Origin of the sequence: Brachybacterium timonense, assembly GCF_900258505.1 — a bacterium.
Taxonomy (GTDB): Bacteria; Actinomycetota; Actinomycetes; order Actinomycetales; family Dermabacteraceae; genus Brachybacterium; species Brachybacterium timonense.
Map to the genome: position 1 here is coordinate 2,517,523 of NZ_LT984895.1, position 25,734 is coordinate 2,543,256.

At 67.3% G+C, this 25,734-nt stretch carries 24 protein-coding genes; 4 read left to right on the plus strand and 20 right to left on the minus strand.

Features of this window, described 5'->3' with window-relative positions; all coding sequences use genetic code 11:
* Nucleotides 1-9 precede the first annotated feature (9 nt).
* The 3 genes from C8271_RS11200 to C8271_RS11210 form a co-directional block, all read right to left on the minus strand.
* Nucleotides 10-834: a sugar phosphate isomerase/epimerase family protein gene (locus tag C8271_RS11200; protein ID WP_106507354.1), complete on the minus strand. Its 825-nt coding sequence runs from the start codon at nucleotides 832-834 to the stop codon at nucleotides 10-12.
* Nucleotides 835-1,076: 242 nt separating this feature from the next.
* Nucleotides 1,077-1,685 (minus strand): TetR/AcrR family transcriptional regulator, encoded by a 609-nt coding sequence (locus C8271_RS11205; protein ID WP_106507355.1) that lies wholly within the window; start codon nucleotides 1,683-1,685, stop codon nucleotides 1,077-1,079.
* Complete coding sequence (locus C8271_RS11210; RefSeq protein WP_245921114.1) at nucleotides 1,682-2,938, minus strand: class I SAM-dependent methyltransferase; 1,257 nt, start codon at nucleotides 2,936-2,938, stop codon at nucleotides 1,682-1,684. Before C8271_RS11210 ends, C8271_RS11205 begins: the two co-directional genes overlap by 4 nt.
* A gap of 143 nt (nucleotides 2,939-3,081) precedes the next feature.
* On the opposite strand from C8271_RS11210, the gene C8271_RS11215 reads away from it, so the two are divergent.
* Nucleotides 3,082-4,044 carry a nucleoside hydrolase gene (locus C8271_RS11215; protein ID WP_106507357.1) on the plus strand — a complete coding sequence of 321 codons (963 nt, stop codon included), beginning with the start codon at nucleotides 3,082-3,084 and terminating at the stop codon, nucleotides 4,042-4,044.
* 29 nt (nucleotides 4,045-4,073) lie between these two features.
* On the opposite strand, the gene C8271_RS11220 is transcribed toward C8271_RS11215, so the two are convergent.
* From C8271_RS11220 to C8271_RS11230, 3 genes are read right to left on the minus strand one after another with little or no spacing between them, the layout of a single operon-like run.
* A complete protein-coding gene (locus C8271_RS11220) occupies nucleotides 4,074-5,036 on the minus strand; it encodes a MaoC family dehydratase (RefSeq protein WP_106508042.1) in 963 nt (320 codons plus the stop codon).
* Between the two features lie 5 nt (nucleotides 5,037-5,041).
* Nucleotides 5,042-6,382, minus strand: coding sequence for a 3-oxoacyl-ACP reductase (locus tag C8271_RS11225; RefSeq protein ID WP_106508043.1), 1,341 nt, complete (start codon nucleotides 6,380-6,382; stop codon nucleotides 5,042-5,044).
* 5 nt (nucleotides 6,383-6,387) lie between these two features.
* Entirely contained in the window at nucleotides 6,388-7,704 is a 1,317-nt protein-coding gene (locus tag C8271_RS11230) for an acetyl-CoA C-acetyltransferase (RefSeq protein ID WP_106507358.1), read from the minus strand.
* Between the two features lie 73 nt (nucleotides 7,705-7,777).
* Between C8271_RS11230 and C8271_RS11235 the strand changes: the two genes are divergently transcribed.
* From C8271_RS11235 to purL, 3 genes are all read left to right on the plus strand, one after another.
* Nucleotides 7,778-8,392, plus strand: coding sequence for a TetR/AcrR family transcriptional regulator (locus tag C8271_RS11235; protein ID WP_106507359.1), 615 nt, complete (start codon nucleotides 7,778-7,780; stop codon nucleotides 8,390-8,392).
* Nucleotides 8,389-10,497, plus strand: a complete 2,109-nt coding sequence (locus tag C8271_RS11240) for an acyl-CoA dehydrogenase family protein (protein ID WP_106507360.1) — start codon at nucleotides 8,389-8,391, stop codon at nucleotides 10,495-10,497. The genes C8271_RS11235 and C8271_RS11240 overlap by 4 nt, the downstream gene beginning before the upstream one ends.
* Before the next feature lie 74 nt (nucleotides 10,498-10,571).
* Nucleotides 10,572-12,878, plus strand: coding sequence for a phosphoribosylformylglycinamidine synthase subunit PurL (gene purL / locus C8271_RS11245; protein WP_245921115.1), 2,307 nt, complete (start codon nucleotides 10,572-10,574; stop codon nucleotides 12,876-12,878).
* Nucleotides 12,879-13,028: 150 nt separating this feature from the next.
* On the opposite strand, the gene C8271_RS11250 is transcribed toward purL, so the two are convergent.
* The 14 genes from C8271_RS11250 to rplO all read right to left on the minus strand — a co-directional run bounded on the left by C8271_RS11250 (nucleotide 13,029) and on the right by rplO (nucleotide 25,732).
* On the minus strand, nucleotides 13,029-13,523 hold the full coding sequence (locus tag C8271_RS11250) for a hypothetical protein (protein WP_106507361.1): 495 nt from the start codon (nucleotides 13,521-13,523) through the stop codon (nucleotides 13,029-13,031).
* Between the two features lie 31 nt (nucleotides 13,524-13,554).
* On the minus strand, nucleotides 13,555-15,237 hold the full coding sequence (locus tag C8271_RS11255) for an S-layer homology domain-containing protein (protein ID WP_170957875.1): 1,683 nt from the start codon (nucleotides 15,235-15,237) through the stop codon (nucleotides 13,555-13,557).
* Between the two features lie 222 nt (nucleotides 15,238-15,459).
* Nucleotides 15,460-16,539 (minus strand): polysaccharide pyruvyl transferase family protein, encoded by a 1,080-nt coding sequence (locus tag C8271_RS11260; protein WP_106507363.1) that lies wholly within the window; start codon nucleotides 16,537-16,539, stop codon nucleotides 15,460-15,462.
* A 116-nt stretch (nucleotides 16,540-16,655) separates the two neighbouring features.
* Nucleotides 16,656-18,683 carry an S-layer homology domain-containing protein gene (locus tag C8271_RS11265; RefSeq protein WP_106507364.1) on the minus strand — a complete coding sequence of 676 codons (2,028 nt, stop codon included), beginning with the start codon at nucleotides 18,681-18,683 and terminating at the stop codon, nucleotides 16,656-16,658.
* A gap of 290 nt (nucleotides 18,684-18,973) precedes the next feature.
* Nucleotides 18,974-19,480, minus strand: coding sequence for a 50S ribosomal protein L17 (gene rplQ / locus C8271_RS11270; protein ID WP_106507365.1), 507 nt, complete (start codon nucleotides 19,478-19,480; stop codon nucleotides 18,974-18,976).
* 26 nt (nucleotides 19,481-19,506) lie between these two features.
* Entirely contained in the window at nucleotides 19,507-20,502 is a 996-nt protein-coding gene (locus C8271_RS11275) for a DNA-directed RNA polymerase subunit alpha (protein ID WP_106507366.1), read from the minus strand.
* A 151-nt stretch (nucleotides 20,503-20,653) separates the two neighbouring features.
* Nucleotides 20,654-21,058: a 30S ribosomal protein S11 gene (gene rpsK, locus C8271_RS11280; protein ID WP_106507367.1), complete on the minus strand. Its 405-nt coding sequence runs from the start codon at nucleotides 21,056-21,058 to the stop codon at nucleotides 20,654-20,656.
* 109 nt (nucleotides 21,059-21,167) lie between these two features.
* Nucleotides 21,168-21,542, minus strand: coding sequence for a 30S ribosomal protein S13 (gene rpsM, locus C8271_RS11285; protein ID WP_106507368.1), 375 nt, complete (start codon nucleotides 21,540-21,542; stop codon nucleotides 21,168-21,170).
* A 169-nt stretch (nucleotides 21,543-21,711) separates the two neighbouring features.
* Nucleotides 21,712-21,825, minus strand: coding sequence for a 50S ribosomal protein L36 (gene rpmJ, locus C8271_RS11290; RefSeq protein WP_106507369.1), 114 nt, complete (start codon nucleotides 21,823-21,825; stop codon nucleotides 21,712-21,714).
* Between the two features lie 72 nt (nucleotides 21,826-21,897).
* Nucleotides 21,898-22,119: a translation initiation factor IF-1 gene (gene infA, locus C8271_RS11295; RefSeq protein WP_106507370.1), complete on the minus strand. Its 222-nt coding sequence runs from the start codon at nucleotides 22,117-22,119 to the stop codon at nucleotides 21,898-21,900.
* A gap of 226 nt (nucleotides 22,120-22,345) precedes the next feature.
* A complete protein-coding gene (gene map / locus C8271_RS11300) occupies nucleotides 22,346-23,188 on the minus strand; it encodes a type I methionyl aminopeptidase (protein ID WP_106507371.1) in 843 nt (280 codons plus the stop codon).
* Nucleotides 23,188-23,784 (minus strand): adenylate kinase, encoded by a 597-nt coding sequence (locus C8271_RS11305; RefSeq protein ID WP_106507372.1) that lies wholly within the window; start codon nucleotides 23,782-23,784, stop codon nucleotides 23,188-23,190. Before C8271_RS11305 ends, map begins: the two co-directional genes overlap by 1 nt.
* Nucleotides 23,781-25,085, minus strand: coding sequence for a preprotein translocase subunit SecY (gene secY / locus C8271_RS11310; RefSeq protein ID WP_106507373.1), 1,305 nt, complete (start codon nucleotides 25,083-25,085; stop codon nucleotides 23,781-23,783). Before secY ends, C8271_RS11305 begins: the two co-directional genes overlap by 4 nt.
* A gap of 173 nt (nucleotides 25,086-25,258) precedes the next feature.
* Complete coding sequence (gene rplO / locus C8271_RS11315) at nucleotides 25,259-25,732, minus strand: 50S ribosomal protein L15 (RefSeq protein ID WP_106507374.1); 474 nt, start codon at nucleotides 25,730-25,732, stop codon at nucleotides 25,259-25,261.
* Nucleotides 25,733-25,734: the final 2 nt, after the last annotated feature.

Below are 25,734 nucleotides of genomic sequence, written 5' to 3' on the forward strand. Positions count from 1 at the left end.
CCTCTGCGTTCACTTCGCCTCCCCCTGATCGCCGCGGTCGTTCTCGCCGAGCCACGCGAGCGAGGTGGCGATGCCCTCGAAGATGTCTCCGGCGTAGTCGTCGAACTCGACCACGCGCAGCGCCTGCGGGGCGGCGGCGAGGATCGCGGGGATGTCCACATCCCCCTTGCCGGCCGGCACCTGTTCCTTGAAGGCAGCGGCGAGTTTATCGGAGACCTTCAGGGCGCTCTCGGAGCTGGGCAGCTCATCGGCGATGTCGCCGGAGGTGGTGCCGTCCTTGACGTGGATAGCGGTGACGCGACCACCGAAGGCGCGCAGCAGCGCGGGGGTGTCGGCACCGCCGACGGTGGCCCAGAACGTGTCGACCTCGAGCTCGACCGCGGGATCGAGGTTCTCCACGAACAGCTCGAGCACATGGCGGCCGTCGACGCGGTTGGCCAGCTCCCACTGGTGGTTGTGGTAGCCGATCCGCACGCCTTCGCGCTGGGCGATCGGGGCGAGCTCGGTGAAGCGATCGGCGAGCCGTTTCGCATCCTCCGCGGTCTGCCAGCGCTCCGTGGGGATGAACGGGTCGATCACGAGATCGATGCCGAGTTCAGCGGCAATAGCGAAGACCTTCTCCGGCTCGTCCGAGTCGAGGAAGGCGTTGTGCGCGGTGGGCGCGGCCAGGCCGTGGGCGGCCAGGGAGGTTTTGTATTCGTCGGCACGCTCTGTGAAGGCGTAGGGCTCGACCAGGGTGTACCCAATCTCCGCGACCCGTGCGAGGGACCGGTCCAGGTCCTCGCTGATGGCGTCGCGGATGGAGTAGAGCTGGACGCTGGGCTTGTGTGACATCGATGTCGCTCCTGCTCGCTGTGTCTGATTCACGATCATGGATGGATACTGCGCAGACTGACCGGAATCGGCGGCGTCTGGCCAGCGCCGGAACCGACTGACTGCACAGTCAGCGAGTGTAGGCGGTCACACTCACGAGCAGCAAGAAGACTCAGCTCCCAGCTGCACGCGGCCACCATCCGGTCACGTGTCTCGCAACGTTCTTTGAGCGGTGATATTCGAGATCGCTCCACAGGCCAGCGTCACAGGCTCCCTGCCGCCCGCAGGCGTTTGCGGATCAGATCGGTGACCACCCGCATCTCCGCCCGCATATCCACCTCGCCGGGATTACGCAGCCACTGCAGCTGCACACCATCCATCGCCGCCACCGCCAGGTTCGCGAGCACGCGGGCGTCATCGCCGCTCAGCTGGGCGCCCGTGCGGCCAGCCTCAAGCTCCACTAGCTCCCGCATCTCCCGGCGCAGTCGGTCATAGCGCAGGCGGAAGAAGGCGTGCGCCGGATGGTCCTCCGTCAGGCTCTCCCCACCGATCACGGAGAAGAACCGCACCCGATCCGGGGTGCGGGCACTCTCCTCGGCGATCGCATCGAAGGCGTCGGCGAGCGTGCGGGTGGGGTCAGCGGGGCCATCCGGCCCAGGCAGATACAGCTCAGCAAGGGTCTGCGTGAGCAGATTCTCCTTGGAGCCGAAGTGGTGCAGGATCGTCGACCGCTTCACACCGGCCAGTGCCGCGATCTCCTCGAGCGTGCAGCCGCGGTAGCCGCGTCGGCCGAACTCGATCACCGCCGCATCCAGGATCCGGCGGCGCGTGGACTCGCCCTGTTCGACGGTGCGTGGCGCGACCGGGGTCATCGGGATGCACCGGGCCTCGTGTCGGCGCGGCGGCGTGCACTGAGCACGGTGAAGCGTCGGTCGCGTGCGCGCTGTGTCACCGGACCGACACGGCGTTCGACCTCGGTGCGGTAGCGCAGATGGGAGTTGTGCACGAACCACAGCTCTCCGCCGGGGCGCAGGAGGCGTGCGGCGGCATCGAGGAGCCCCTGGACGAGGGTGGGATCGATGGCGGTGCCATCATGGAACGGCGGGTTCAGCAGCACCAGATCGGCGCTCGCATCCGGCTCTCGCGAGGCTGCATCATCCCAGGTGGCGCGCCACTGCTGCGGATCGATGGCATTGGCGTGCAACGTCGCGCGGGTGGAGACGACTGCATCGGCGTCGTCGTCGGTGGCGAGGACGCGGGCCGACGGCATCGCGGCAGCAGCCCAGGCGCTGAGCAATCCGTTGCCCGAGCCCAGGTCCACCACGTCGAGCGCGGCGTTTGCCCGGTCCGAAAGGTTCTCATCGAGGGCCGTGAGCAGGAGCAGGCTGCCGGCATCCGCAGCGGCCGATCCGAACACTCCGCCGATCCCACGCAGCGCGATAGTGCGCTCAGAGCCGCCGACCGGTATCGCTATCGCATGCTCTGCCACGGCGGGCGGGCCGATCTGGGTGCGCGCCTCCTGGGCGACCAGAGCGCGGGACTTCGCGACCCCGAGCGCCGCGTCAACGATCTCGAAGGACTCGGCGAGCACGGCGTTCTGCGAGGGTGTCATGTGCTTCGTGCGGCCACCGAGCGCAAGAGCGCAGCCACACTCGGGGTAAGCCCGTGCCACCTGGCGGGCGATCGCGTCGAGAGCGGCGAGCGAGGCGGGCAGGCGGCCGATCACCGCATGCGCTTCGGCCTGGGTGGCCGCCTCCTCGAGCGTGACGGGCTCCGGGCCGGTCGGCACCCGTAACCGTCCGTCGGCGATCTGGCGCGCGAAGAGCGCGGCGAGCTCGTGGGCTCGCCGGTAGGACGAGGTCCAGCTGACCACGACGGCATCGGAATGCTCTGCAGCGGCGTCGAGCGCTGCGGCGGTGAGGGCACCGGTTGCGTCGTCGATCACGAGCACATCGCAGGGACATCCGAGCGGTCCATCGTGCTGCTCGAGGCCCGCGAGAATCGCCCGATCGGTCTGGTCGGGCGCCGGCGTGGCCGGTGCGGGAGCGGACTCAGCACCACCGGTTGCCGGTGTTTCTGCGGTGACGGGCTGCTCCGTGGTCATGGTGTCGATGGTAGAGGGCACGCATCTAGGGTGGTCGCCGCGATGTCGACGGTACTGGTCGCGAGAGCGCCGCTGGTCGCGTCAGCGTCAACGGCCGTGCGCGCCACCCATCATCCGGCGGCGTCCGATGCGGGAGCGTCGGCCCTCTGCCCTACTGTGAGCCCATGCGCATACTGCTGGACTGCGACACCGGGATCGACGACGCCTTCGCCCTCACCTACCTCGCCTGCCTTCCCGAGGCGGAGCTCGTGGGCATCGTCTCCACGGCGGGAAACGTGATCCAGGACCAGGTGCTGCGCAACAACCTCGGACTCGCCACGATGCTCGGGCTGCAGATGCCGGTTGCGCGCGGCAGCGACGTCCCGCTCGTGCAGGAGCTGATGACCGCCGAGGACACCCACGGGCCGACGGGTCTGGGTGAGGTGGTGCTGCCCGATCCCGACCGGGACCCAGACCCGCGCAGCGGCGCGCAGCTGTGGGCAGACCTCGCCCGCGCTCATCCCGGTGAGCTCACGGGGCTGCTCGTGGGGCCCGCGACGAACCTCGCGCTCGCGCTGGAGATCGAGCCGGAACTGCCGCATCTGCTCAGCTCCCTGCACATCATGGGCGGAGCGGTGAACTACCGCGGCAACACCGGGGCGACGAGCGAATGGAATGTGGCGGTGGACCCGGAGGCTATGGCTCGTGTACTCTGCGCCTTCGCCGACGCCGATCCGCTGCCGGTGCTCGCCGGCCTCGATGCCACCGAGGCGGTGCGGTTCACCCAGCGTGAGCTCGACGCCGTCGCTGCGTTGCCGCCGCATCCCGTGCGCGATGTCCTGACGCGCGCCCTGGAGTTCTACTTCGCTTTCCACGAATCCGACGGCTTCGGGTGGAGCGCCCACGTGCACGATCCGCTGGTGGCTGCGCATGCGGTCACCGGGCGTTTCCTGCACACGCAGCCGCTGCCGGTCGATGTCGAGCTCGCCGGCACGCTGACGCGCGGCCAGACGGTGGCTGATGTTCTGGGCCGCTGGGACAGGCCCGCCACGGTCCGCTCTGCGCGCAGCGCCGACGCCGACGCATTCGTGGAGCACCTGTTCACGACGCTCCGCACAGGCCTGGCGCAGCTGCCCGTCTCCCCCTAAGGCCGGCGTCCACAGGCGCACACCGCGCCTCAGCCATCCAGCAGGGCGATCTCCACCTCGAAGCAGCGGCGCGGCGGTTTCTCGTCACCGCGACCAGGCCGCCAGCCGATGCATCGTGTCGCGCCCTCCGTATCGTCGAAGGCGACCAGCACGGTGCTGGGCAGCAGAACGGGGGCATCGAATGACACATCCCAGCGCAGCGGCCGCGCGAGGTCCACTCGAGCTTCGGTGAAGGCGCGTGATGCGGTGTACATGCCGTGCGCGATCGCTCGGGGGAACCCGAACGCCTTTGCGCTGAGGGCCGACATGTGGATCGGGTTCACGTCACCGGAGACCTCTGCGTAGCGTCGGCCCGCGTCGGCGCCGAGCTGCCAGCGCCCCGTCGGCCACGGCGGCCGGAACGCGGCCCGCTCGCGGCCGGTACCGGAACCACCTGCTGCTCGTCGACCCGAGACAGGCTCGGGCATGCCACCGCGGGACTGCCCACCACCAGCGCCCTTGGCCAGGTACGTGGAGACGTCAGTGGCGATGATGCTGCCGTCCTCGGCATGGATGGTGGCGACCGCTTCGAACGTGTGGCCCTTGCGGTGCGGAGCGAGGCCGCGCACGCGGCACTCGACATCCACGAGCTCGCCAACCCGCACCGGTCGATGCTGCAGCACCTGATTGCGCAGATGCACGAGCCCGAGCAGGCGGAACGGAAAGGACGGGCCCGCCATCAGGGCGAGCGAGACCGGGAAAGCGAGCACATGCAGCACCCCGGGGTGGACGAGGTCGGTGGCCGGCCCGCCCATGAGGTGGTCGAAGGCGGCCGCACGCTGAGCATCGATCCGCACCCGGCGCACGCGCACCGCCTGCGTGGGCAGCACAGGCGTACCGCTGCGGCGTGCCCGCGGCGTGAGCGCTGCAGCGTAGATCGCCGGGAACGACGGCACATCGGACAGGTCGCGCACCCGCTCGGGTGGTGCGGTGCGGGAGGTGTGGTGTCGCATACCGATCACCGTCCCACGATGTTCTGGCCGCACACACGCAGGGTCTCCCCGCGTATGCCACCGACCGGCGGGGAGAGCAGGAACGCGACAGCCTCCGCCACGTCGATCGGTAGCCCACCCTGCTGCAGGGAGTTCACGCGCCGCGCCACCTCACGGTTGAGCGCCGGCATGCGCGCGGTCATCTCCGTTTCGATGAAGCCGGGGGCGACGGCGTTCGCGGTGCCACCCAGCGGCTCGAGGCGCCGCGCGAGCGCATCGACGAACGCGATCACACCAGCCTTGGAGGTCGCGTAGTTGGTCTGACCCTTGTTGCCGGCGATGCCGCTCGTGGACGCGAGGGAGACCACCCGCAGCTGGTCACCGAGCACGTCCCCGGCATCGATCAGGGCATCCATCAGCCGGATCTGGCTGGTGATGTTCACGGCGATCACCGGGTCCCAGCGGTCCGCCGTCATGTTGGCGAACATGCGGTCGCGGGTGATGCCGGCGTTCAGCACGACGCCGTCCAAGCGCAGCCCCCTCGTTCGCAGCGTCTCGACCAGACGTGTCGGGGCGCGTTCAGCGGTGACGTCGAGCTGGACCGGGACGGCGCGCAGCTCATTGGCGAGCCGTGCGAGCTCCGTGCCCGCCGCGGGAACGTCCAGCAACACGAGGGAAGCACCGGCACCGGCGAGGGTGCGGGCGATCGCCTCGCCGATACCGCGGGCAGCCCCCGTCACCAAGGCGGTGCGGCCGGCGAGCGCATGCAGGTCATCGCGCGGCGCAGTGCCTGTATCGGCGGTGATCCGCAGCAGCTGTCCGTCGATGAAGGCGGAGCGCGCGGAGAGCAGGAAGCGCAGGGCACCGAGCACGGGTGCCGAGCTCAGCGCCACGCCGTCGGCCACCAGGATGCCGTTGGCGGTGCCGCCGCCGCGCACCTCGTGCCCGAGGGAGCGGACGAAACCCTCCACACCGCCACGGGCGGCGTCCCGGGCAAGGTCCTCACCGGTGACGGGCCGAGAGATCGTGATGATGCGGCTGCCGGGCACGAGAGACCGCATGGCGCTGCTGAGCGGCAGCAGGATCTCACCGAGCTGATCGGGGGCGTCGACCTCGTCGAGCACCGCGATGACAGAGCCCACGCGGCGCAGCTCGTCGAAGCGGCGACGAACGTCGGCACCCCAGTCCAGCAGCGTGTGGGCGAGCTCATCGGCACCGGCGCTGGTGCCGAGCACGACCACGGGGCCGAGCAGCGGCTCGGTGCGGTCGGCGGCGCGCAGCAGCCGGGGTGGGCGCGGCAGGCCGGTCTGCTTCGCGATTGCTCGGCCGACGGCGGTGCGGATGAATCGGGTGTAGGCGTCTGCCATGGCGATCACTTCCCGTCGGACTCGAGCAGGGCCACGGTGCCCTGGCCGCCAGCAGCACAGATGGAGATCAGGCCGCGCACGGTGCGACCTTCCTCCTGGGCACGCCGGTGCAGCACGGTGGCGAGGGTGGCGACGATGCGGCCCCCGGTGGCGGCGAAGGGGTGACCGGCGGCGAGCGAGGAGCCGTGCACGTTCAGGCGGTCGCGGTCGATGGCGCCGAGCGCGCCGTCACGGCCGAGCCGTTCACGGCAGAATTCGTCGGATTCCCAGGCGGCGAGGGTTGCGAGCACGGTGGCGGCGAAGGCCTCATGGATCTCGTAGTAGTCGATGTCCTGCAGAGTGAGGCCGTGGGCATCGAGCAGCTCAGGCACGGCATAGGCCGGCGCCATGAGCAGGCCCTCACCACCGTGCACGAAGTCCACGGCGGCGCTGCGCTGGTCCACCACGCGGGCGAGCGGGGTCAGGGAGCGGGCCTCGGCCCATTCGCGGCTGCCCAGCAGCACTGCGGAGGCGCCATCGGTCAGTGGCGTGGAGTTGCCGGCGGTCATGGTGGGTTCGTCGACCTGCGGCGAGCGCACACCGAAGACGGGCGTGAGGGTGGCGAGTTTCTCGAGGGTGGAGTCCGGCCGCAGGTTCTGATCTCGGTCAAGACCTCGGTAGCCGGTCACGAGGTCGTCGAACAGGCCCGCGTCATAGGCGGCTGCCAGGTTCTTGTGGGAGGCGAGCGCGAGCTGATCCTGCGCCTGCCGGGTGATCCCCCATGCGGCGGCGGTCAGCGCCATATGCTCGCCCATGGACAGCCCGGTACGGGGCTCAGCGTTCGCTGCGGCCTGCGGGACGAGGTCGGCAGGGCGGATGCTGGCGAGTGCTTTCACGCGCTGCATCGGGCTCTTCGCGGCGAAGGCACGGTGAAGGATGCGACGCAGGCGAGGAGTGACCTCGATCGGTGAGTCGGAGGCGGAGTCCACGCCACAGGCGATCGCGGAATCGATCTGTCCCAACCGGATCCGGTTGGCGACATGCCCCACGGTCTCGAGGCCGGTGGCGCACGCCTTGGACATGTCGAGGGCGGGGGTGCGTGGATCGAGCGGGGTGCCGAGCGCACTTTCGCGGGTGAGGTTGAGATCGGCGGCAAGCTTCAGCACGGCACCGCCGGCGATCTCACCGAGCAGCTCGCCCTGCAGGCCGAAGCGTGCAACGAGCCCATCGAGCGCGGCGGTGAGCAGGTCCTGATTGGAGATGCCGGCGTAGGCGCCGCCGGCGCGAGCGAAGGGAATGCGGTTGCCTCCGAGAACGTAGGCGTCGCGGGGGGCTGCGGTCACGGTGCACCTCTTCGGAGCTGGGTCACGGGCACGGGTTTACATCGAACCCTGAGTACTTGGTACTGTAGGTTCTGTGAACGAGACCACGCAAGCCCCCGTCGATGGCCGATCTGCCCGCTGGGCCCAGCACCGCGAACAGCGTCGCCTCGAACTGCTCGACGTGGCCCGACACCTCATCCATGAGAAGGGGCCCGACGTCACGATGGAGGACATCGCCGCCGCCTCCGGCACCTCCAAGTCGATCGTCTACCGCTACTTCGACGACAAAGCACAGCTGCAGCGCCTGCTCGGGCAGCGCATCTACGCCACCATGCACGAGCGGCTGCGCTCAGAAGTGGCCGAGCTCGAACAGCACCTGGGCCGCGCAGTCGGGGCCGATGATCGCGTGCGCGCCATGATCAACGCCTACGTGGTCACCGTGCAGCGCTCCCCGAACGTGTACCGCTTCGTGACTCGGCCGTCCGACGGGCTCCACCATTTCCTCCACTCCGTCGCTCGCCTCATCACCACCTTCCTGCCCGACGGGACGCCCTCGCCCGAACTGTGGGCTCGCGGCGCCGTCGGCTTCGTCGAGCGCAGCGTGGAGACCTGGGTGGACCAGCAGAACACAGACCCGAGCGCCGCCATCAGCGCATCAGACCTCGTCGACCATCTCGTGACCTGGCTCATGAAGGGACTGAACCCATGACCACCACCGATCATCCGCTCACCGACTCCTCCCCCACACCCACCGGGCCGATCCCGATCCCGCTGCCCGGAACGGCCAGACTCGATGTCGAACTCGTGGCCCGTGCACTCAAGGGCCGCTGGATCCAGGCCCGCGACACCGCTCGCGAACGTGCCGCCCGCCCGGAACTCGCACGACCATTGGACATGTCAGTGGCCGAGCATCGCGACCGCGTGCTCGACCAGATGCACATGTTGGCGGCAGAGAACGTCTCCTGGCCGATGCTGCCGGATTCCCTGGGCGGCCCCAATGACAACGGCGCGAACGTGGCCGCTTTCGAAGAGCTCGTGGTGGCGAACCCCTCCCTCCAGATCAAAGCCGGTGTGCAGTGGGGGCTGTTCACCTCTGCAATCCTGCAGCTCGGCACCGAGGAGCACCACCAGAAGTGGATCCCAGCCGCCATGAGCCTGGAGACCCCGGGCGCATTCGCCATGACCGAGATCGGCCACGGCTCCGACGTGCAGTCCCTGGCCACCACTGCCACCTACGACGCGCAGACCGAAGAGTGGGTGATCCACACACCGATCCGCGCAGCCTGGAAGGACTACCTGGGTAACGCTGCCCTTCACGCCCGCGCCGCCACCGTGTTCGCGCGGCTCATCACGCAGGGGGTGGACCACGGTGTGCACTGCTTCTACGTGCCGATCCGCGATGAGCACGGGGGGCTCCTGCCCGGCATCCGTTCCGAAGACGACGGCCCCAAAGGCGGCCTGAACGGGGTGGACAACGGCCGCCTCGCCTTCGACCAGGTGCGCGTGCCCCGTACGAACCTCCTGAACCGCTACGGGGATGTCGCCCCCGACGGCACCTACACCTCCCCCATCGAATCGCCAGGTCGTCGTTTCTTCACCATGCTGGGCACCCTCGTGCAGGGACGCGTGTCCCTGGATGGCTCCGCCGTGCGTGCCAGCCAGCTCGCTCTGCACATCGCTCTCACCTACGCCTCGCAACGGCGCCAGTTCTCTGCCGCGGACCCCACCCAGGAGACGGTGCTGCTGGACTACCAGGCGCATCTGCACCGTCTGCTGCCGAAGCTCGCCGCCACCTACGCGGGTGCCTTTGCTCACGAGCAGCTGCTGATCGCCTTTGACGACGTCTTCTCCGGCCGCGGCGACACGCCACAGGCCCGGGAGGACCTCGAAACGCTCGCCGCTGCCCTCAAGCCCACCTCCACACGCCTGGCGATGGACACGATCCAGGAGTGCCGCGAGGCCTGCGGAGGCCAGGGCTTTCTGGCAGAGAACCAGCTGGTGGGCCTGCACCAGGACCTCGACGTGTACTGCACCTTCGAGGGCGACAACACAGTGCTGCTGCAGCTGGTTGCCAAGCGTCTGCTGTCGGACTACACCTCGGAGCTGGCGTCGATCGACCGTGCCGGGATCGGCCGTTTCATCGCGCAGCGCGCGGAGACCCTCGCCAAGCGTCACACGCCGTGGTCGGATCTGGCGCAGGGCCTTGCCGACCGCGGTGACCGCGAACGAGCCTTCGCCTCTCTGCGCGCCGTGGAGTTCCAGGAAGAACTGTTGGCCGAACGTGCCCGCGTGAAGGTCGAGGAGGTGGCGCTCGCCCTGCGGCCCGCCGCCAAGATGTCACCGGCCGACGCCGCCGCACACGTGAACAAGCACCAGGTGGCGATGCTCGCTGCCGCCCGCGCACACGCCGATGTGGTGCGCTGGCGCGCATTCACCGCAGGCATCACCGCGATCGAGGATGAGGGCAGCCGTGACGTGCTCACCGATGTGCGTGACCTGTTCGGGTTGACCCTGATCCACGACGACCTTGCCTGGTTCCTGCTGAACGGCCTGCTCTCCACCCAGCGTGGTCGGCAGATCACCTCCGATCTACGGCGCCTGCTGTGGCGCCTGCGGCCTCATGTCCTAGACCTTGTGGCGGCCTTCGATATCCGCGAGGGCCACGTGCGCGCTCCCATCGCCCTGGGAGCGGAGGCAGAGCGGCAGCGTGAAGCCGCAGAGCATTTCCGGGCGCAGCGAGCCAGCAGTGACAGCCCGGTGAGCGAGAAGGTTCTGCGCGAACGGGAGAAGGCCCGGCGCACGCCAGCACGCTGATCTCGTAGACTCGATACGTCCTCGGGCGCCTGCGTGCGCCCGTTCCCGTGACCGAGATGGGATCCGCGAGCACCATGACCTCGTCCGAGCACGCTTCGCTCCCCGACACCGTCGAGAACGCCGCCGCCACGCCCGACGTCGACTTGCCATACGCCGACCTCGGCCTCAAGGCCGACGAGTACCAGGCGATCCGTGAGCTGCTCGGGCGCCGTCCCACAGCGGCAGAGCTGGCCATGTACTCGGTGATGTGGTCCGAGCACTGCTCGTACAAGTCGTCCAAGATCCACCTGCGGCGCTTCGGCGAGCGCACCACCGACGAGATGCGCGAGCACCTGCTGGTGGGTATGGGCGAGAACGCCGGCGTCGTCGACATCGGTGACGGCTGGGCGGTGACCTTCAAGGTCGAGTCCCACAACCACCCCAGCTTCGTGGAGCCCTACCAGGGCGCAGCCACCGGCGTGGGTGGCATCGTGCGCGACATCATCTCGATGGGCGCCCGCCCCGTGGCGGTGATGGATCAGCTGCGCTTCGGAGCGATCGACCATCCAGATACCGCCCGCGTGGTCCACGGCGTCGTCGCAGGCATCGGCGGCTACGCCAACTCTCTGGGGCTGCCGAACATCGGCGGCGAGACCGTGTTCGACGCCTCCTACCAGAACAATCCGCTGGTCAACGCCCTGTGTATCGGGGTTCTGCGCCATGAGGACATCCACCTGGCCTCCGCCACCGGCCCCGGCAACCACGTGGTGCTGTTCGGTGCCCGCACCGGCGGCGACGGCATCGGCGGCGCCTCCATCCTCGCCTCGGAGACCTTCGAGGATGAAGGCCCGGCTAAACGGCCCAGCGTCCAGGTGGGCGACCCGTTCATGGAGAAACAGCTGATCGAATGCTGCCTCGAGCTGTTCGCCAGCGGCGTGGTCGAGGGCATTCAGGATCTGGGTGCTGCCGGGATTTCGTGCGCCACCAGCGAGCTCGCCTCCAACGGCGGATCCGGCATGCACGTGGATCTCGAGAATGTGCTTCTGCGCGATCCGACCCTCACCGCCGGTGAGATCCTCATGTCGGAATCCCAGGAGCGGATGATGGCCGTGGTGACGCCGGAGAACCTCGAGCGCTTCGAGGAGATCACCCGACGCTGGGATGTGGAAGCCGCGGTGATCGGGACCGTCACCGGCGATGGCCGCCTCACCATCGACCACTTCGGGCACCGCATCGTCGACGTCGACCCCGTGACCGTGGCCCACGGCGGACCCACCTACGATCGCCCCTATGCGCGCCCTGAGTGGCAGGACGCCCTGAACGCCGACCGCGCCGAAGATCTTCCCCGCCCAGCGGGCGCTGCGGAGCTCACTGCACAGATCCGTACGCTCATCGCCTCACCGAACCTGGCCTCTGCTGCCTGGGTCACCGATCAGTACGATCGCTATGTCGGTGGCAACACAGCCCTCGCCATGCCCGATGACGCCGGTGTTCTGCGTGTGGACGAGACCACCGGCCGCGGCATCGCGCTCGCCACGGACGCGAACGGCCGCTTCACGAAGCTTGACCCCCGCACCGGCGCCCAGTTGGCCCTCGCGGAGGCGTACCGGAACGTCGCCTGTGTCGGTGCGCGGCCGCTCGCCGTCACCGACTGCCTGAATTTCGGCTCCCCCGAGGATCCCGGCCCGATGTGGCAGCTCGTGGAGGCGATCGAGGGTCTCGCCGACGCCTGCCAGGAGCTCGCTGTGCCCGTCACCGGTGGCAACGTGTCGCTGTACAACTCCACTGGTGAACCCGGCAAGATCGACTCCGCGATCCACCCCACGCCCGTCGTCGGCGTGCTCGGCGTGCTCGACGACGTCTCCCGCCGTGTGCCCTCAGGCTGGCAGGCCGAGGGCCTGTCCATCCATCTGCTGGGGACGACGCGAACGGAGTTGTCCGGGTCCGCCTGGGCCGACGTGATCCACGACCATCTGGGCGGGCTGCCACCTCAGATTGATCTTGCAGCAGAGCATGCGCTTGCCGAGGTGCTCGTGGCCGCCAGTGAGCGTGGCCTGGCCGCCGCCGCACACGACCTGTCCGAAGGCGGGCTCGCGGCGGCCCTGGCCGAGGCCTGCACACGCTTCGGCGTCGGCGCTGACGCGGATCTCACCGCAGTAGCCGAGCGCGACGGCGTGGATCTTGCCACGCTGCTGCTGTCGGAGTCGTCGGCGCGGGCGATCATCGCGGTCCCCGCTGAACAGGACGACGCTCTGGTCACCCTGTGTGCCGAGCATGGCGTGCCGCAGTTCCGCATCGGCACGACGGGCGGTTCATCGCTCACGGTGACGGGCCTCGAGGAGCTGACGGTCGCCGAACTGCACGCGCTGCGCGAAGACACCCTGCGCCGCCAGTTCGGCTGACGACGCACCGCACGTGGGCCCTGATTCCTCACGGGAACAGGGCCCACTCATGGTCAGGACGACATCATCGCAAGCGCGGGTGATGACACGCGTCGGACGGTACGCATGAACCGGCATGCCGGCTGCCAGGTGCCGGCTCGGCGCCGCGACTCAGAGCCGCGCGAAACGGTCTGCCTCGCCGCTGAAGGTGTAGCGCACCACCGAGGCGCCCGGCGCGAGATCCGCGACCACGGCATCCAAAAGCAGATCCGCTTCCCAGGTCTCCCCTGGCTCTAGCTTCACATCCGGCAGTACCGCCTCAACGACCTGCCCGTCGCTGAGCTCCACGCCCAGCTCGAGGAGGCCAAGATCCGCCGGCTCGGTGCCGTCGGCCGTGAACATCGCGTGGATAAGCACGCCCTCGGGGGTTGAATCACGCAAGTACGTGAGCGCAGTGAGCGTCACCGGCTCTGCCCCGAGGATGATGGGGATCTCCATCGCAAGCGCGTCATCAGCAGTATCGGGCTCTGCGGGCTCTTCTTCCTCGATTGCCGGCGCCGCCTCGACGTCGGCAGGATCGGGCTCGGCCAGGGAGTCGTCGGGGATCGGAGCCGGCTCCCCTTCGTCCACGACCTCGAGCTCCGGGGGGTTCATGGGGTACGGCATGCGGGCACTCCTTGGTCTATGAGCCGGTCGTTCAGATGAACGGTCGTTTGATCAGCGGACGGACGAAACGGGTGGCGCTAAGCTGGCCCGCATATGGCCTCTCGTGTGTGTTCGCGCCGTACGTAGATGACACGTTTGCTTCGATGATGCGGCCACCCCCCAGATAGATCGCGACGTGGCGGACCGTGCCGCCCCGATCGCCCCAGAAGATGAGGTCTCCGCGCTTGCGCTCGCTCAGCTTGAACGTGGCTAGCCGCTTATCCGAGTACAGCATCTGACTGGTCCGGTACGTCGGCTCGGCATGTCGCACGACGTTGATCGGCTGCGGGTCAAGGCCGGCGGAGTACAGCGCCTGCAGCACGAGACCCGAGCAGTCGTAACCGGCCACCGAGTGGTTCGACCAGCCGGCACCACCCCAGGTGTAGGGCGAGCCTTTGCATGACTGAGCGAAGCGGATCATCTCCTCGATGCGCTGGTTGCGCGTGGCGCTACGGGCCACACGCACCTTCGTCTGCCAGGCATCCATCGTGAACGGGTACTCCCGAGCGAGCTTCTGCCAGGTCGCAGGACCCACAACGCCGTCGGCCTTCAACCGGTTACGGCGCTGGAAAGCCTTCACCGCTTTCTCGGTCGCGTAGTCATACGTCTGCGCGGAGCCGGAACGAGAGATCCCCAGCTTGCGCTGGATGATGCGCACTCGGGTGCCGTTCCAGCCGCGCCGGATCGTCACCCCGCCACGTACAGACTTCGGTGCCAGAACCGGCCCGTGCAGGTGCTCTGGCGGATTCCAGCCGCTGTAGTACGTGCGGTACCCACCTTCGTAATCCTGACGCCAGCCCGCCCCATAGCCATAGATTGCGCTGCGCGGAAAGCCCAGCTTTCCCGTTACACCACCTGCGGAGGCCCACTCGCCACGGATGCCCCCGCGTACGACTCGCGCACCAGTCCTCGACGAGTACGTGATCGTTCCGCCGTTGAACTCCTGCATCCATCCCTGCACACGCGAGGCACCGGAGATCACTTTCTTGTGGTTCGCCTTCGGCTTGCCGAGCGGCCCCCAGATACCCCCGCTCGCCCAATACTGCTCCGCGATGGCACCCGCAACGCGGACACCGCGACCGAACACGCCACCATTGACGTAACGGTAGAAGAGCGCGGCGATCGCATCCCGCAGAATTGACTTCATCGGGCGGTAGGTGTTGTTGTCCCAGCCGGTCATGTAACCGACGTTCCGGGCCCAGCCGATCTCTTGTCGGAAGACGTAGCCGGGCGGCACGTCCTTATAGGCCGCGAACCCACCAACGCTCGGCGAGCCAGACAGGCGGTACAGCACCACAACAGCCTGATCGCGCTGGATCGGCAGCATCGGGCGGAATGTTCCGTCGTCCCAGCCCCGGAAGATGCCTTCGTGGCGGCACCACGTGATCTCCTTGTAGAACGTTGTGGTTGGGGTGACATCCCTGAAGGGAGAGCGAGATGGCGGGGTGAATGCCGGCTCTCCCGCGAGACGGTAGAGGAAGGCCGCCATTTCCGCGCGACGGGTCGGCTCATACGGCCGGAAGGTTCCATCACTCCAGCCGCGGCTGATCCCCCGATCAGCCATCCACTGAATCTCTTTCGCGAAGGGCTGTGAGCTTGGTACGTCACGGAAGCTCCGAGCCCACGCTGTTTCCGGCATGGCCATCGCGCCAGCGGTTCCCAGTCCAGCTGCCATGGCGCCAGCTTCAATCATGCGCCGGCGGCTGGGCCGTGGCATCTCATTCATATGCTGCGGGTGCTCCACTGGTCCCCCCTGGTTTTCATCATCACCCACGTCGTGCGACGTGAGCGCTTTCCGGCATGACGTTCCGGACTCACAGCGTGATCCTAGCTGTCGCTAGAGCCCCATACTCGCCTTTCGTCCCAACTGCATGCCTCTGCACCGAGAACACAATCGTCACATGCCCGGATACAAAGAACGCGCTTCCGCAAGCTTCCGGCGATGCGCATCCGCAACATCCCCGGGGAACGGCAGGAGATCGAGACTCGGAACCGTCTCATCGGTACCGTCCGTGAGCACCCAACCTGAGCCGAGAGCCTTCACCGAATTGTGTTTGACGTCGTAATAACCCTTTTTGCCGGACAGGGCAACGCCTCGAGCCCCATGCGCGGAGGCCACGAGGTGGTGATGGAAACGGCTGCTGACCCACACCTGGTGCGGCCCCATCGAGAAACCATCGCGCCACAGCGCCGAGAAGGGAACGAAGCCGTCCTCGGCCACGAGATCGTGCAAGGCTGCATATCCCGCGTAATCCCCACCCGGGATCGCCTCGACATAGCGCACACGCTCCCGCGGCACCTGCCACGTCTCCACGCACCGTCGCGCATACGCCACCAGGCGTTCGAAAACCCCGTCATCCTGGGCATCGTTCTGCACGCAGAGCACCACTTCGATCGGCTCGTCAGCGCCGGACGATACGCCGCCGGGAAGAGCGAGCAGCGCATCGTCGACGCCGACCTCGCAGTCCAGCAGGAACGCGCTGCCGCGGTCACGTACCGAGACGTGGTCGAACCCTGTGAAACGCTCGCCGACATCCGGCAGAAGCCCCTGACCGGTGGCGATCAGCCGGGCCCCGCCAACGGACTTCACCGCCCGCATCGCCTCGACAAGCAGCTGATTCTCTGGCCAGACGGCGTTGACGAACCCGCCACCGAGCAGATGCACCGTCGTGGCCTCACGCAGCACCTGCAGCGGGAGGTCATACAGCGGAGTCCCGAGCTCGCGCACGATCTGCGTCACCGACCGACCGGAGCCGTGCCTCGAATCCTCTACGGCGCGGAAAACTGCGTCTGTGGTGTGCAAGTGCGGATGCATCCCAGCAAAGAGCGCCGAGGCGTTCCCCGGATACCGGGTATCGAGCCAGACCTCAGCCTCGGGACGCGCCTGGGCGAGGAAACGCAGCCACGCAGCGGTGATGAACTCATCCCCATAGTTTGGATACGCGCCAATAGAGATCACGTATATACGCTCGTTCATGAGAGCCGCACTGCTCCTTCACTCGTTCTGGATGCGGTCGCCCGCTGCGTCCTAGTCTGCCCTACGACAACGCAGTCCGGGCCCCGTTCCGGGGCCCGGACTGCGTGTTCTGCGGCTCAGACGCGACCGGTGTGGCGCATCCAGCGATTGACGAACGTCGCCATCTGATCACGTTTGATGTTCACGAACGGCCGGAATGTGCCATCCGGCCAGCCGCGAGAGATCCCCGTCTCCGCGAGCCATCCGATCTCCTTATCGAAGACGACATCTGAGGTGACGTCCTTGAACATCTTCGAGCCTCGGGCCGACGTCTTGGGCTCCCCAGCGGCGCGGTACAGGAAGGCCGCGACGGCATCACGTTTGACGGGAATGAGCGGGCGGAATCGTTTGTCGGACCAGCCGCGCGCGATTCCAGACTCGTGAGCCCAGCACAGTTCCTTGTAGAACACGAAGTCGCGTGAGACATCGACGAACGGCGAGTTACGCGGCGCCGTGTACCGGGGTGAACCGAGGGCACGATAAATGAACACGATCATGGCGTCGCGCAGGTTGTCGTTATCCGGCCGGAAGGTGCGATCGCCCCACCCCGTGGTGACCTTCTTCGCAGCGAGGTCCTCGATCTCCAAGAAGAACACGCGCTCGGGCGGAACGTCCTTGAAGGTCCGCGTGACGAAACGCGTACGGCCACCCTCCAGCGCCGCAAGACCATGCTCGAAGGCCTGGATGGTGCGGGAACCGTCCTTCACGGGAGTACGGACAGGATGCCCCCACGACGGCTTCCAGGCCTTCGCGAAGGGAGAGGGCCACGCCTTCGTCGGTCGGCCTCCACCGGTGAGGATGATGCCGTTGGTGAGCAGTGTTGCGGTGTACCGACCTGCGGTATGCGCCCCATGCGTCACGGTGCCCAGGGCACGCTGACCGCCCGCCGCGTTGTAGGCGTCCAGATGCACCCGCCAGCCGCGGTCGATGAACGACTGGGCGCGGTTGCGGATCGCCCCCATCTGTCCGTAGAAAGCGTTGCCCGGGCAGTCGGTGTAGTTGACGTCGCGATGGGCGAACACACGCTGAAGTGAGATTTGCACGCCCGGTTTGAAACGGATCCGAGAGGTGGTCGGGGTCCAGGACTCTGTGGCCGAGACGCGATCCTTGAATGTGGTCAGCAGCTTCCACCCGATGATCTGCGCAACGGCTTCACGCGCGGCCCACGGCGGTGCGGCCGTGGAGTAATCGCCCATGACGGAGATGCCGAAGCTGCCAGTGTTGAAGCCGCGGGCATGGGCACCGGCGATGTTGCGATGCAGGCCTCCGCCGCGGCCCTCGAAGATCCGCCCGTACTTGTCGACCAGGATGTTGTAGCCGACGTCGGCCCAGCCCAGGGTTTGCGTGTGGTAGCTGTAGATGCCGCGCACGATCTGTGGCGACGTGGCGGAGCTGTACGAGTTCGAGCCTGCCGTGTGGTGGATGACGACAGCCTTCAGGTGATCAGCAGCCGAGGTCGAGCGCGCCCAGGACTCGTTCGCGCCCCACCCGGCGCGCGAGGTGTAGCTCGGCGACTGCGGGCCCAGCCGTGGGGTGGAGGGGTTGCTGGCGTTCGGGGTCGCGGAGGCCGCGGCATGTGCGCCTGCGGTCGCGGGACTCGAATCCTCGTCCGTCGGCGATGTTGTCACAACGTGGGCGATCAACTGGTCAGTCACGTCGGCGCCGTCCTGCGTGCCACGCACCTGGACGGCATCAACCTCTCCGAGCCAGGCGAGCTCGGTAGCGGTCGCCTCATCCCCGGTCTCGGGATCGATCGCAACCTCAAGCTGGTACCAGGGGGACCACGTGCCGTCGAGCTGACGACCCCTCGCCTCCACGACAGGGTCAGACAGTGTATCGACCCACGTCACACCAACCATGGTCGCGAGCACATCGGTAATCTCGCGAGCCGGGGCACCGTCCTCGTCGACTGCACCCGCGGCCTGCAGCTCATGCTCAGTGATACGCGTGTCACCACCGGTCACCGAGGGGTCAGCGTGCGCAGGCTTCGAGGCGGCGATGACGAATGCCGCTGGCACACCCGCAGCTGTCGCTGCGAGAAGACCGCGACGGCTGAGTCCATCACGGCGAGTGGCATCGGATCGAGCAGGATCGGACGGGAACATGGGGGAAGCTCCGTGCAGTCGGGGATGATGTGGGGGGCTCTCCGGCGCTCACGCGCGGGTCGAGAACGCGCCGATAAGGACGCCTCCACTGTAAAGCCGACTGTCCACAAGAACCATGAGACGGTTGACACCGGTACCTGTTCGTGCCGTCCCGTTCACTGAGCTGTGACCGGGATGTTGCACAGCCCGTGCCCCAGCCACTCGGTGATCACCCCGGGCATGCACAGGGCGGGCCACCCGTCTGGGTGACCCGCCCTGTGCATGGGTACAGAGATAACTCCGCGGAAGGCTCAGGCCTCCTTGGCCGACTCCTCCGACGTCGCATCCTCTGCAACCGTCTCGTCAGATGCCGCATCCTCAGCAGCCGGAGCGTCGTCGTCCTTGGCGGCCTTCTTCGCGGCGCCCTCGGCCTCCTTCACAACGGCCTGCTTCGGCGAGTACTCCTCCTGAACCAGCTCAATGACGGCCATCGGGGCGTTGTCACCCTTGCGGGGGCCGACCTTGGTGATGCGGGTGTAGCCGCCGGGACGCTCGGCGAACATCGGCGCGATCTCCTCGAACAGGACGTACACAACGCCCTTATCGCGCACTGTGCGCATGACGCGGCGACGCGAGGCGAGATCACCCTTCTTCGCCTGGGTGATCAAGCGCTCTGCAACCGGACGCAGCCGCTTGGCACGCGACTCCGTGGTGCGGATGGACTTATGACGGAACAGTTCCGTCGCGAGGTTCGACAGAATCATCCGCTCATGGGCGGGGGATCCGCCGAGGCGCGCGCCCTTGGTGGGTGCAGGCATGGTCGTTCTCCTAGATCAGATGAAGGTCAGTACTGGTCGCCGAAGCCGTCGGAGTAGGAATCCAGCGAGGACGGGTCGAACCCGGCCGGGGAATCCTTCAGCGACAGGCCGAGGTCGGCGAGCTTCGCCTTGACCTCGTCGATGGACTTCTGGCCGAAGTTGCGGATGTCAAGCAGGTCCGCCTCGGAGCGGGCCACGAGCTCGCCCACAGTGTGCACGCCCTCGCGCATGAGGCAGTTGTAGGACCGCACGGTGAGGTTCAGCTCGTTGATCGACAGGGCGAGGTCTGCGGCCATGGCCTGGTCAGTGGGCGAGGGGCCGATCTCGATACCCTCCGCCTCCTGGTTCAGCTCATGGGCCAGCCCGAACAGCTCCACCAGGGTCTTGCCTGCGGACGCGATGGCGTCACGCGGGGAGATAGCGGGCTTGGTCTCGACGTCCACGATGAGGCGGTCGAAGTCCGTGCGCTGCTCGACACGGGTGGCCTCGACCTTGTAGGTCACCTTGAGCACAGGCGAGTAGATCGAGTCGACCGGAATGCGACCGATCTCGCCGTCGACGCCCTTGTTCTGCGAGGCGGACACGTAGCCACGGCCACGCTCGACGATCAGCTCGATCTCCAGCCGGCCCTTGTCGTTCAGGGTCGCGATGTGCAGATCCGGGTTGTGGATCTCCACGCCGGCAGGCGGGGTGATGTCGCCAGCGGTGACCCGGCCCTCGCCCTCCTTGCGCAGGTACATCACGACAGGCTCATCGTTCTCCGAGGAGACGACGAGGTTCTTGATGTTGAGGATGATCTCGGTGACGTCCTCCTTGACTCCGGGAACGGTGCTGAACTCATGCAGCACACCGTCGATCCGGATCGAGGTGACCGACGCACCAGGGATGGAGGAGAGCAGAGTCCGACGCAGCGAGTTGCCGAGCGTGTAACCGAAGCCGGGCTCGAGCGGCTCGATGACGAACCGGGAGCGGTTTTCCGACACGACCTCTTCGGTCAGCGTGGGGCGCTGTGCGATGAGCACGGTATGTGTCCTTTCTGCGAGCGTCCGCTATATGACGCTCAGAAGGGGGCGGTGGCCAGGTGGAGGTGAAAGGTCCGGTGCGCACGACCCAGCGGGGCCGTGAGCGGCTGGCCACGATCAGCGCCGACGGGCACGATCGCGGCCGGAATGCTCAGACGCGGCGGCGCTTCGGCGGGCGAGTGCCGTTGTGGGCCTGGGGGGTGACGTCCTGGATGGAGCCGACCTCGAGACCGGTGGCGGTCAGCGAGCGGATCGCGGTCTCGCGACCGGAGCCCGGGCCCTTCACGAAGACGTCGACCTTCTTCAGGCCGTGCTCCTGGGCGCGGCGAGCAGCGGCCTCGGCGGCCATCTGCGCGGCGTACGGGGTGGACTTGCGTGAGCCCTTGAAGCCGACCTGTCCGGCGGAGGCCCAGGAGATCACAGCGCCGGTCGGGTCGGTGATCGACACGATGGTGTTGTTGAAGGTGCTCTTGATATGAGCCTGGCCGTTGACGATGTTCTTCTTGTCCTTGCGGCGAGGCTTGCGCGCCGCGGACGAGCGGGTCTTGGTTGCCATGCGGGAGAACTCCTCGAGTGGGTTCAGGTGATCGATGCGCCGGCTGCCTCAGCGGCGCGGAGTGTCTGCGATACGGCGGCGCACCGGGCGAGCCCAGGGCCGCCGCGGATCAGCGGGCCTTCTTCTTGCCAGCCACAGTGCGCTTGGGGCCCTTGCGGGTGCGCGCATTGGTCTTGGTGCGCTGACCGCGCACGGGAAGACCACGACGGTGACGCAGTCCCTCGTAGCTGCCGATCTCGACCTTGCGACGGATGTCTGCGGCGACCTCGCGCCGCAGGTCACCTTCGACCCGGTAGTTCGCCTCAATGTGGTCGCGCAGCTTGACGAGCTCGTCGTCACTCAGTTCGCGCACGCGCTTGTCGCCGGAGACGCCGGTTGCGGCCAGGGTCTCCTGGGCGCGGGTGCGTCCCACGCCGAAGATGTACGTCAGGGCGACCTCGAGGCGCTTTTCGCGCGGCAGATCGACTCCTACCAGACGTGCCATGTGCAGTTACTCCTACTGTTGCGGAGGCCTGAGTCGACATCTCGCCGGGTCTGCTCCCGACGCCGCGGCCTCCGTCCGCGGGTGGCCGGCCCTGAGGCCGGTGATGTCGTCTCTTCTGTTGTGGTGCCGCGGTGCGGCGGTGTCACGCAGGTGACCGGGTGAGCTGTGCTCAGCCCTGGCGCTGCTTGTGACGAGGGTTCGTGCAGATCACCATGACGCGTGCGTGGCGACGGATCACCCTGCAGTTGTCACAGATCGGCTTGACGCTCGGCTTGACCTTCATTTCTTCCTTCTCCCCGGAGGGGCGACGATGCCGCTCCCCCGACGCTTCATGACCTGGATGGCCCGGTCGGGCTCACTTGTAGCGGTAGACGATGCGGCCACGGTCCAGGTCGTACGGGCTCAGCTCGACGACCACGCGGTCCTCGGGAAGGATGCGGATGTAATGCTGGCGCATCTTCCCGGAGATGTGCGCGAGCACCATGTGGCCGTTGTCGAGCTCCACCCGGAAACGCGCATTCGCAAGCGCCTCCGAGACCGTGCCCTCGACCTCGATCACGCCGTCCTTCTTGGCCATGCCTCCCCAATCTCCATACTGCCGATGCAGTACGGTTCCGGTGTCGTCCCGTGCACTCGCCAGCCCGGCGGGCTCACGGTGCGCACAGCAGGCGGCCGTTTCCACGTCATCGATCCGTCGCCGACGACACAGACACCCGGCACACCCGATCGACCAGCCTACACGCCGCTACCCCCACGCGCGAGAGGTCTGGCGGATGACGCCCGTCACGCCTGTGGGTCTGCATTCACCCCTGGAGAGGGTCCGGTGCGGCAGTGATGCCCAGCTCGGCAAGTCGAGCCGCTCCCCCGTCGGCGGCTGTGAGCACCACCAGGCCCTGCGCAGTGACCGCGACGGAGTGTTCCCAGTGGGCGGCGCGCCCACCGCCGGTGGTGCGGACCGTCCAGTCATCGGCCTCGATGCGGTAACCGCCCGGACCTTGAATCAGCATCGGCTCGATCGCCACGCACATGCCGGGGCGAACCCTGGGCCCGCGCGAACGGGTGCGGTAGTTCATGACGTCCGGCGGCTGATGCATGGCACTTCCGATGCCATGTCCACCGAAGTCCTCCAAGTGGGAGAGGGTCTCCCCCGCTGCTTCGGTGACGAAGTCTTCGATGGCTGCGCCGACATCGCCGACCCGCTGGGCGGTCGCGAGCGCCGCGATACCGGCCCACAGTGCTTGTTCGGTGATCTGAACCAGGTCGACGTCGGCCTGACGACGAGGCGATCCCACGATGTGCGTGCGGGCAGCATCGGAGTGCCACCCCTCCACGATGCAGCCGCCGTCAATGGACACCACGTCTCCCTCGGCGAGCGCCTGATCGTCGGGGATGCCATGGACCACCACGTCATTCACGGAGATGCACACCGTGGCGGGGTAGCCCATGTATCCCTTGAAGTTCGACGTGGCGCCAGCGTCTCGGATCATGCGCTCAGCGAGCTGATCGAGCTCTTTCGTGGTCACGCCGGGCCTGATGGCCTCCTCAAGCGCATCGTGGACGCGATGGAGCAGCAGGCCGCTGCGGCGCATCAGCGCGATCTGCTCGGGGGTCTTCAGCTCAACGCGTTCGCGTCGCAGACCGCGCATCAGGCGCCGAGAACCTGCAACAGGGCGGTGGTCACATCATCGATGCTACGCATGCCATCCACCCGGCGCAGCAGGCCGCGCTTCTCGTAGACCTCCACCAGCGGCGTGGTCTGCTCCCGGTAGACCTCGATGCGCTTGCGGATGGTCTCCTCGGTGTCATCACTGCGACCCTGCTCGGCGCCGCGGGCGATCAGGCGCTCGACCACGGCGTCGTAATCCACCTCGAGCATGAGCACGGCATCCAGAGCGGAACCGGCCTCATCGAGCATCGCGTCGAGGGCGTCAACCTGCGCGAGGGTCCGCGGGTAGCCGTCCAGCAGGAAGCCTGCCTGCGCATCATCCTCGGCAAGGCGTGAGCGCACCATGTCGTTCGTGACCTCATCGGGCACGTACTCACCCTTGTCGATGTATGACTTCGCCAGCACGCCCAGCTCAGTCTCGCCCGAGACGTTGGCCCGGAAGATGTCGCCGGTGGAGATGGCGGGGATGGATAGCGCGCTGCTGATGCGGGCCGCCTGCGTGCCCTTGCCCGCTCCCGGCGGGCCGACGATGAGCAGGCGACGAGCGGCCGCAGGGCCGTCAGGGGTGGTAGTCACCGGAGGATCCCTTCGTAGTGGTGCTGCTGGAGCTTGGCGTCGATCTGCTTCACGGTGTCCAAGCCGACGCCGATGATGATCAGCACGGAAGCGCCGCCCAGTGGGAAGTCCTGCGAGGCACCCAGCAGGACGAAGGCAAGCAGCGGCATCAAGGCGATCACCGCGAGGTAGATCGCGCCCGGCGTCTGGATCCGGTTGATCACGTACTGCAGGTAGCGCTCCGTGGGTTTACCGGCGCGCACGCCCGGGACAAAGCCTCCGTACTTCTTCATGTTGTCGGCGATCTCCTCAGCGTTGAAAGTGATCGACACATAGAAGAAGGCGAAGAAGATGATCAGGGCCACGTACACCACGGCGTAGACCCAGGAGAAGGAGAAGCCCATCACCAGGTTGGAGTTGATCCACTGCACCCAACCGTCCGAGGGGTTGCCGAAGGAAGCGGCCATCTGCGGCAGGGCGAGGATCGACGTAGCGAAGATGACCGGGATGACACCGGCCTGGTTCACCTTGATCGGAATGTAGGTCGAGGTACCGCCGTACATCCGGCGTCCTACCATCCGCTTGGCGTACTGCACGGGGATGCGGCGCTGGGACTGCTCCACGAACACCACGCCAACCATCACCACGAGCGCGACGAGCGCCACGAGCGCGGTGGTCAGCCACCCCTTGATCTGGTGGATCTGTCCGAAGGCCATGGGGAACGACGCGGCGATCGACGTAAAGATCAGCAGCGACATACCGTTGCCCACGCCGCGTTCGGTGATCATCTCACCCATCCACATGATCAGCACGGTGCCGACGGTCATGGTGAGAACCATGAGCAGAAGGGTCGGGATCGACTCGTCCGGCACGACATCCAGCTGGCAGCCGACGAAGAAGTTGCCGGAGCGCACCAGCGTGATGATCGTGGTGGACTGCAGGATCGCCAGACCGATCGTGAGGTAGCGGGTGTACTGGGTGAGCTTCGCGGTGCCGGCCTGCCCCTCCTTGTGGAGCGCCTCGAAGCGAGGGATCACCACGCGCAGAAGCTGCACGATGATCGAAGCCGTGATGTAGGGCATCACGCCGAGGGCGAAGACCGACAACTGCAGCAGAGCACCGCCGGAGAACATGTTCACCAGTCCCAGCGCGCCGCCGCCCTGGGCCGTGAGTGCCTGCTCGGAGCAGATCGTCACGTTCGTGTAGTCGAAGCCGGGGGTCGGCACGAACACACCGAAGCGGTAGATCGCGAGCAGGCCGAGGGTGAAGAAGATCTTCGCCCGCAGCTCGGGGGTGCGCATCGCGCGGATGAACGCGTTCACCGATTTTCCTCCTGGAGGTCCCGGGACGGGCCGGGTCTCCCATCGTGCATCACGGCACGAGGGCCCGCAGCGCAGTGGGGCGTCCCGACGGGGCCTGCTGGCCCTCGAATGAGATGACGGGGCACCGCGGCACAGGCTATTGCGCGCCGCGATGCCCCGTCAAAAAGAGAGATTCACGCAAGCGTGACGGATCCGCCCGCCGCCGTGATCTTCTGCTCCGCCGAGGCGGAGAACTTCTGGGCGGTCACGTCGAGCTTGACGCTGACGTCACCGGTGCCGAGCACCTTGACCGGCTGATTCTTGCGCACGGCGCCCTTGGCAACGAGGTCCTCGACCGTGACAGTGCCGCCCTCGGGGAACAGCTCCTGCAGGGTCGCCAGGTTCACCACCTGGTACTCAACGCGGAAGGGGTTGGTGAAGCCGCGCAGCTTCGGCAGGCGCATGTGCAGCGGCATCTGGCCGCCCTCGAAGCCCGCCGGCACCTGGTAACGAGCCTTCGTGCCCTTGGTGCCTCGGCCAGCGGTCTTGCCCTTGGAGGCCTCACCACGGCCCACGCGGGTACGCGCGGTCTTAGCACCGGGCGCGGGGCGCAGGTCATGGAGCTTCATCGGAGAGTCGGTGCTCTCCGTCGTGTTGTCCTTGCTCATGG

Excerpts from the sequence above, each read along its gene's own strand:
- C8271_RS11200 (WP_106507354.1), bottom strand. The coding sequence starts at position 834 with ATGTCACACAAGCCCAGCGTCCAGCTCTACTCCATCCGCGACGCCATC.
- C8271_RS11205 (WP_106507355.1), bottom strand. The coding sequence starts at position 1,685 with ATGACCCCGGTCGCGCCACGCACCGTCGAACAGGGCGAGTCCACGCGC.
- C8271_RS11215 (WP_106507357.1), top strand. The coding sequence starts at position 3,082 with ATGCGCATACTGCTGGACTGCGACACCGGGATCGACGACGCCTTCGCC.
- C8271_RS11220 (WP_106508042.1), bottom strand. The coding sequence starts at position 5,036 with ATGCGACACCACACCTCCCGCACCGCACCACCCGAGCGGGTGCGCGAC.
- C8271_RS11225 (WP_106508043.1), bottom strand. The coding sequence starts at position 6,382 with ATGGCAGACGCCTACACCCGATTCATCCGCACCGCCGTCGGCCGAGCA.
- C8271_RS11240 (WP_106507360.1), top strand. The coding sequence starts at position 8,389 with ATGACCACCACCGATCATCCGCTCACCGACTCCTCCCCCACACCCACC.
- purL (WP_245921115.1), top strand. The coding sequence starts at position 10,572 with ATGACCTCGTCCGAGCACGCTTCGCTCCCCGACACCGTCGAGAACGCC.
- C8271_RS11250 (WP_106507361.1), bottom strand. The coding sequence starts at position 13,523 with ATGCCGTACCCCATGAACCCCCCGGAGCTCGAGGTCGTGGACGAAGGG.
- C8271_RS11255 (WP_170957875.1), bottom strand. The coding sequence starts at position 15,237 with ATGGCAGCTGGACTGGGAACCGCTGGCGCGATGGCCATGCCGGAAACA.
- C8271_RS11260 (WP_106507363.1), bottom strand. The coding sequence starts at position 16,539 with ATGAACGAGCGTATATACGTGATCTCTATTGGCGCGTATCCAAACTAT.
- C8271_RS11265 (WP_106507364.1), bottom strand. The coding sequence starts at position 18,683 with ATGTTCCCGTCCGATCCTGCTCGATCCGATGCCACTCGCCGTGATGGA.
- rplQ (WP_106507365.1), bottom strand. The coding sequence starts at position 19,480 with ATGCCTGCACCCACCAAGGGCGCGCGCCTCGGCGGATCCCCCGCCCAT.
- rpsK (WP_106507367.1), bottom strand. The coding sequence starts at position 21,058 with ATGGCAACCAAGACCCGCTCGTCCGCGGCGCGCAAGCCTCGCCGCAAG.
- rpsM (WP_106507368.1), bottom strand. The coding sequence starts at position 21,542 with ATGGCACGTCTGGTAGGAGTCGATCTGCCGCGCGAAAAGCGCCTCGAG.
- rpmJ (WP_106507369.1), bottom strand. The coding sequence starts at position 21,825 with ATGAAGGTCAAGCCGAGCGTCAAGCCGATCTGTGACAACTGCAGGGTG.
- infA (WP_106507370.1), bottom strand. The coding sequence starts at position 22,119 with ATGGCCAAGAAGGACGGCGTGATCGAGGTCGAGGGCACGGTCTCGGAG.
- map (WP_106507371.1), bottom strand. The coding sequence starts at position 23,188 with ATGCGCGGTCTGCGACGCGAACGCGTTGAGCTGAAGACCCCCGAGCAG.
- rplO (WP_106507374.1), bottom strand. The coding sequence starts at position 25,732 with ATGAGCAAGGACAACACGACGGAGAGCACCGACTCTCCGATGAAGCTC.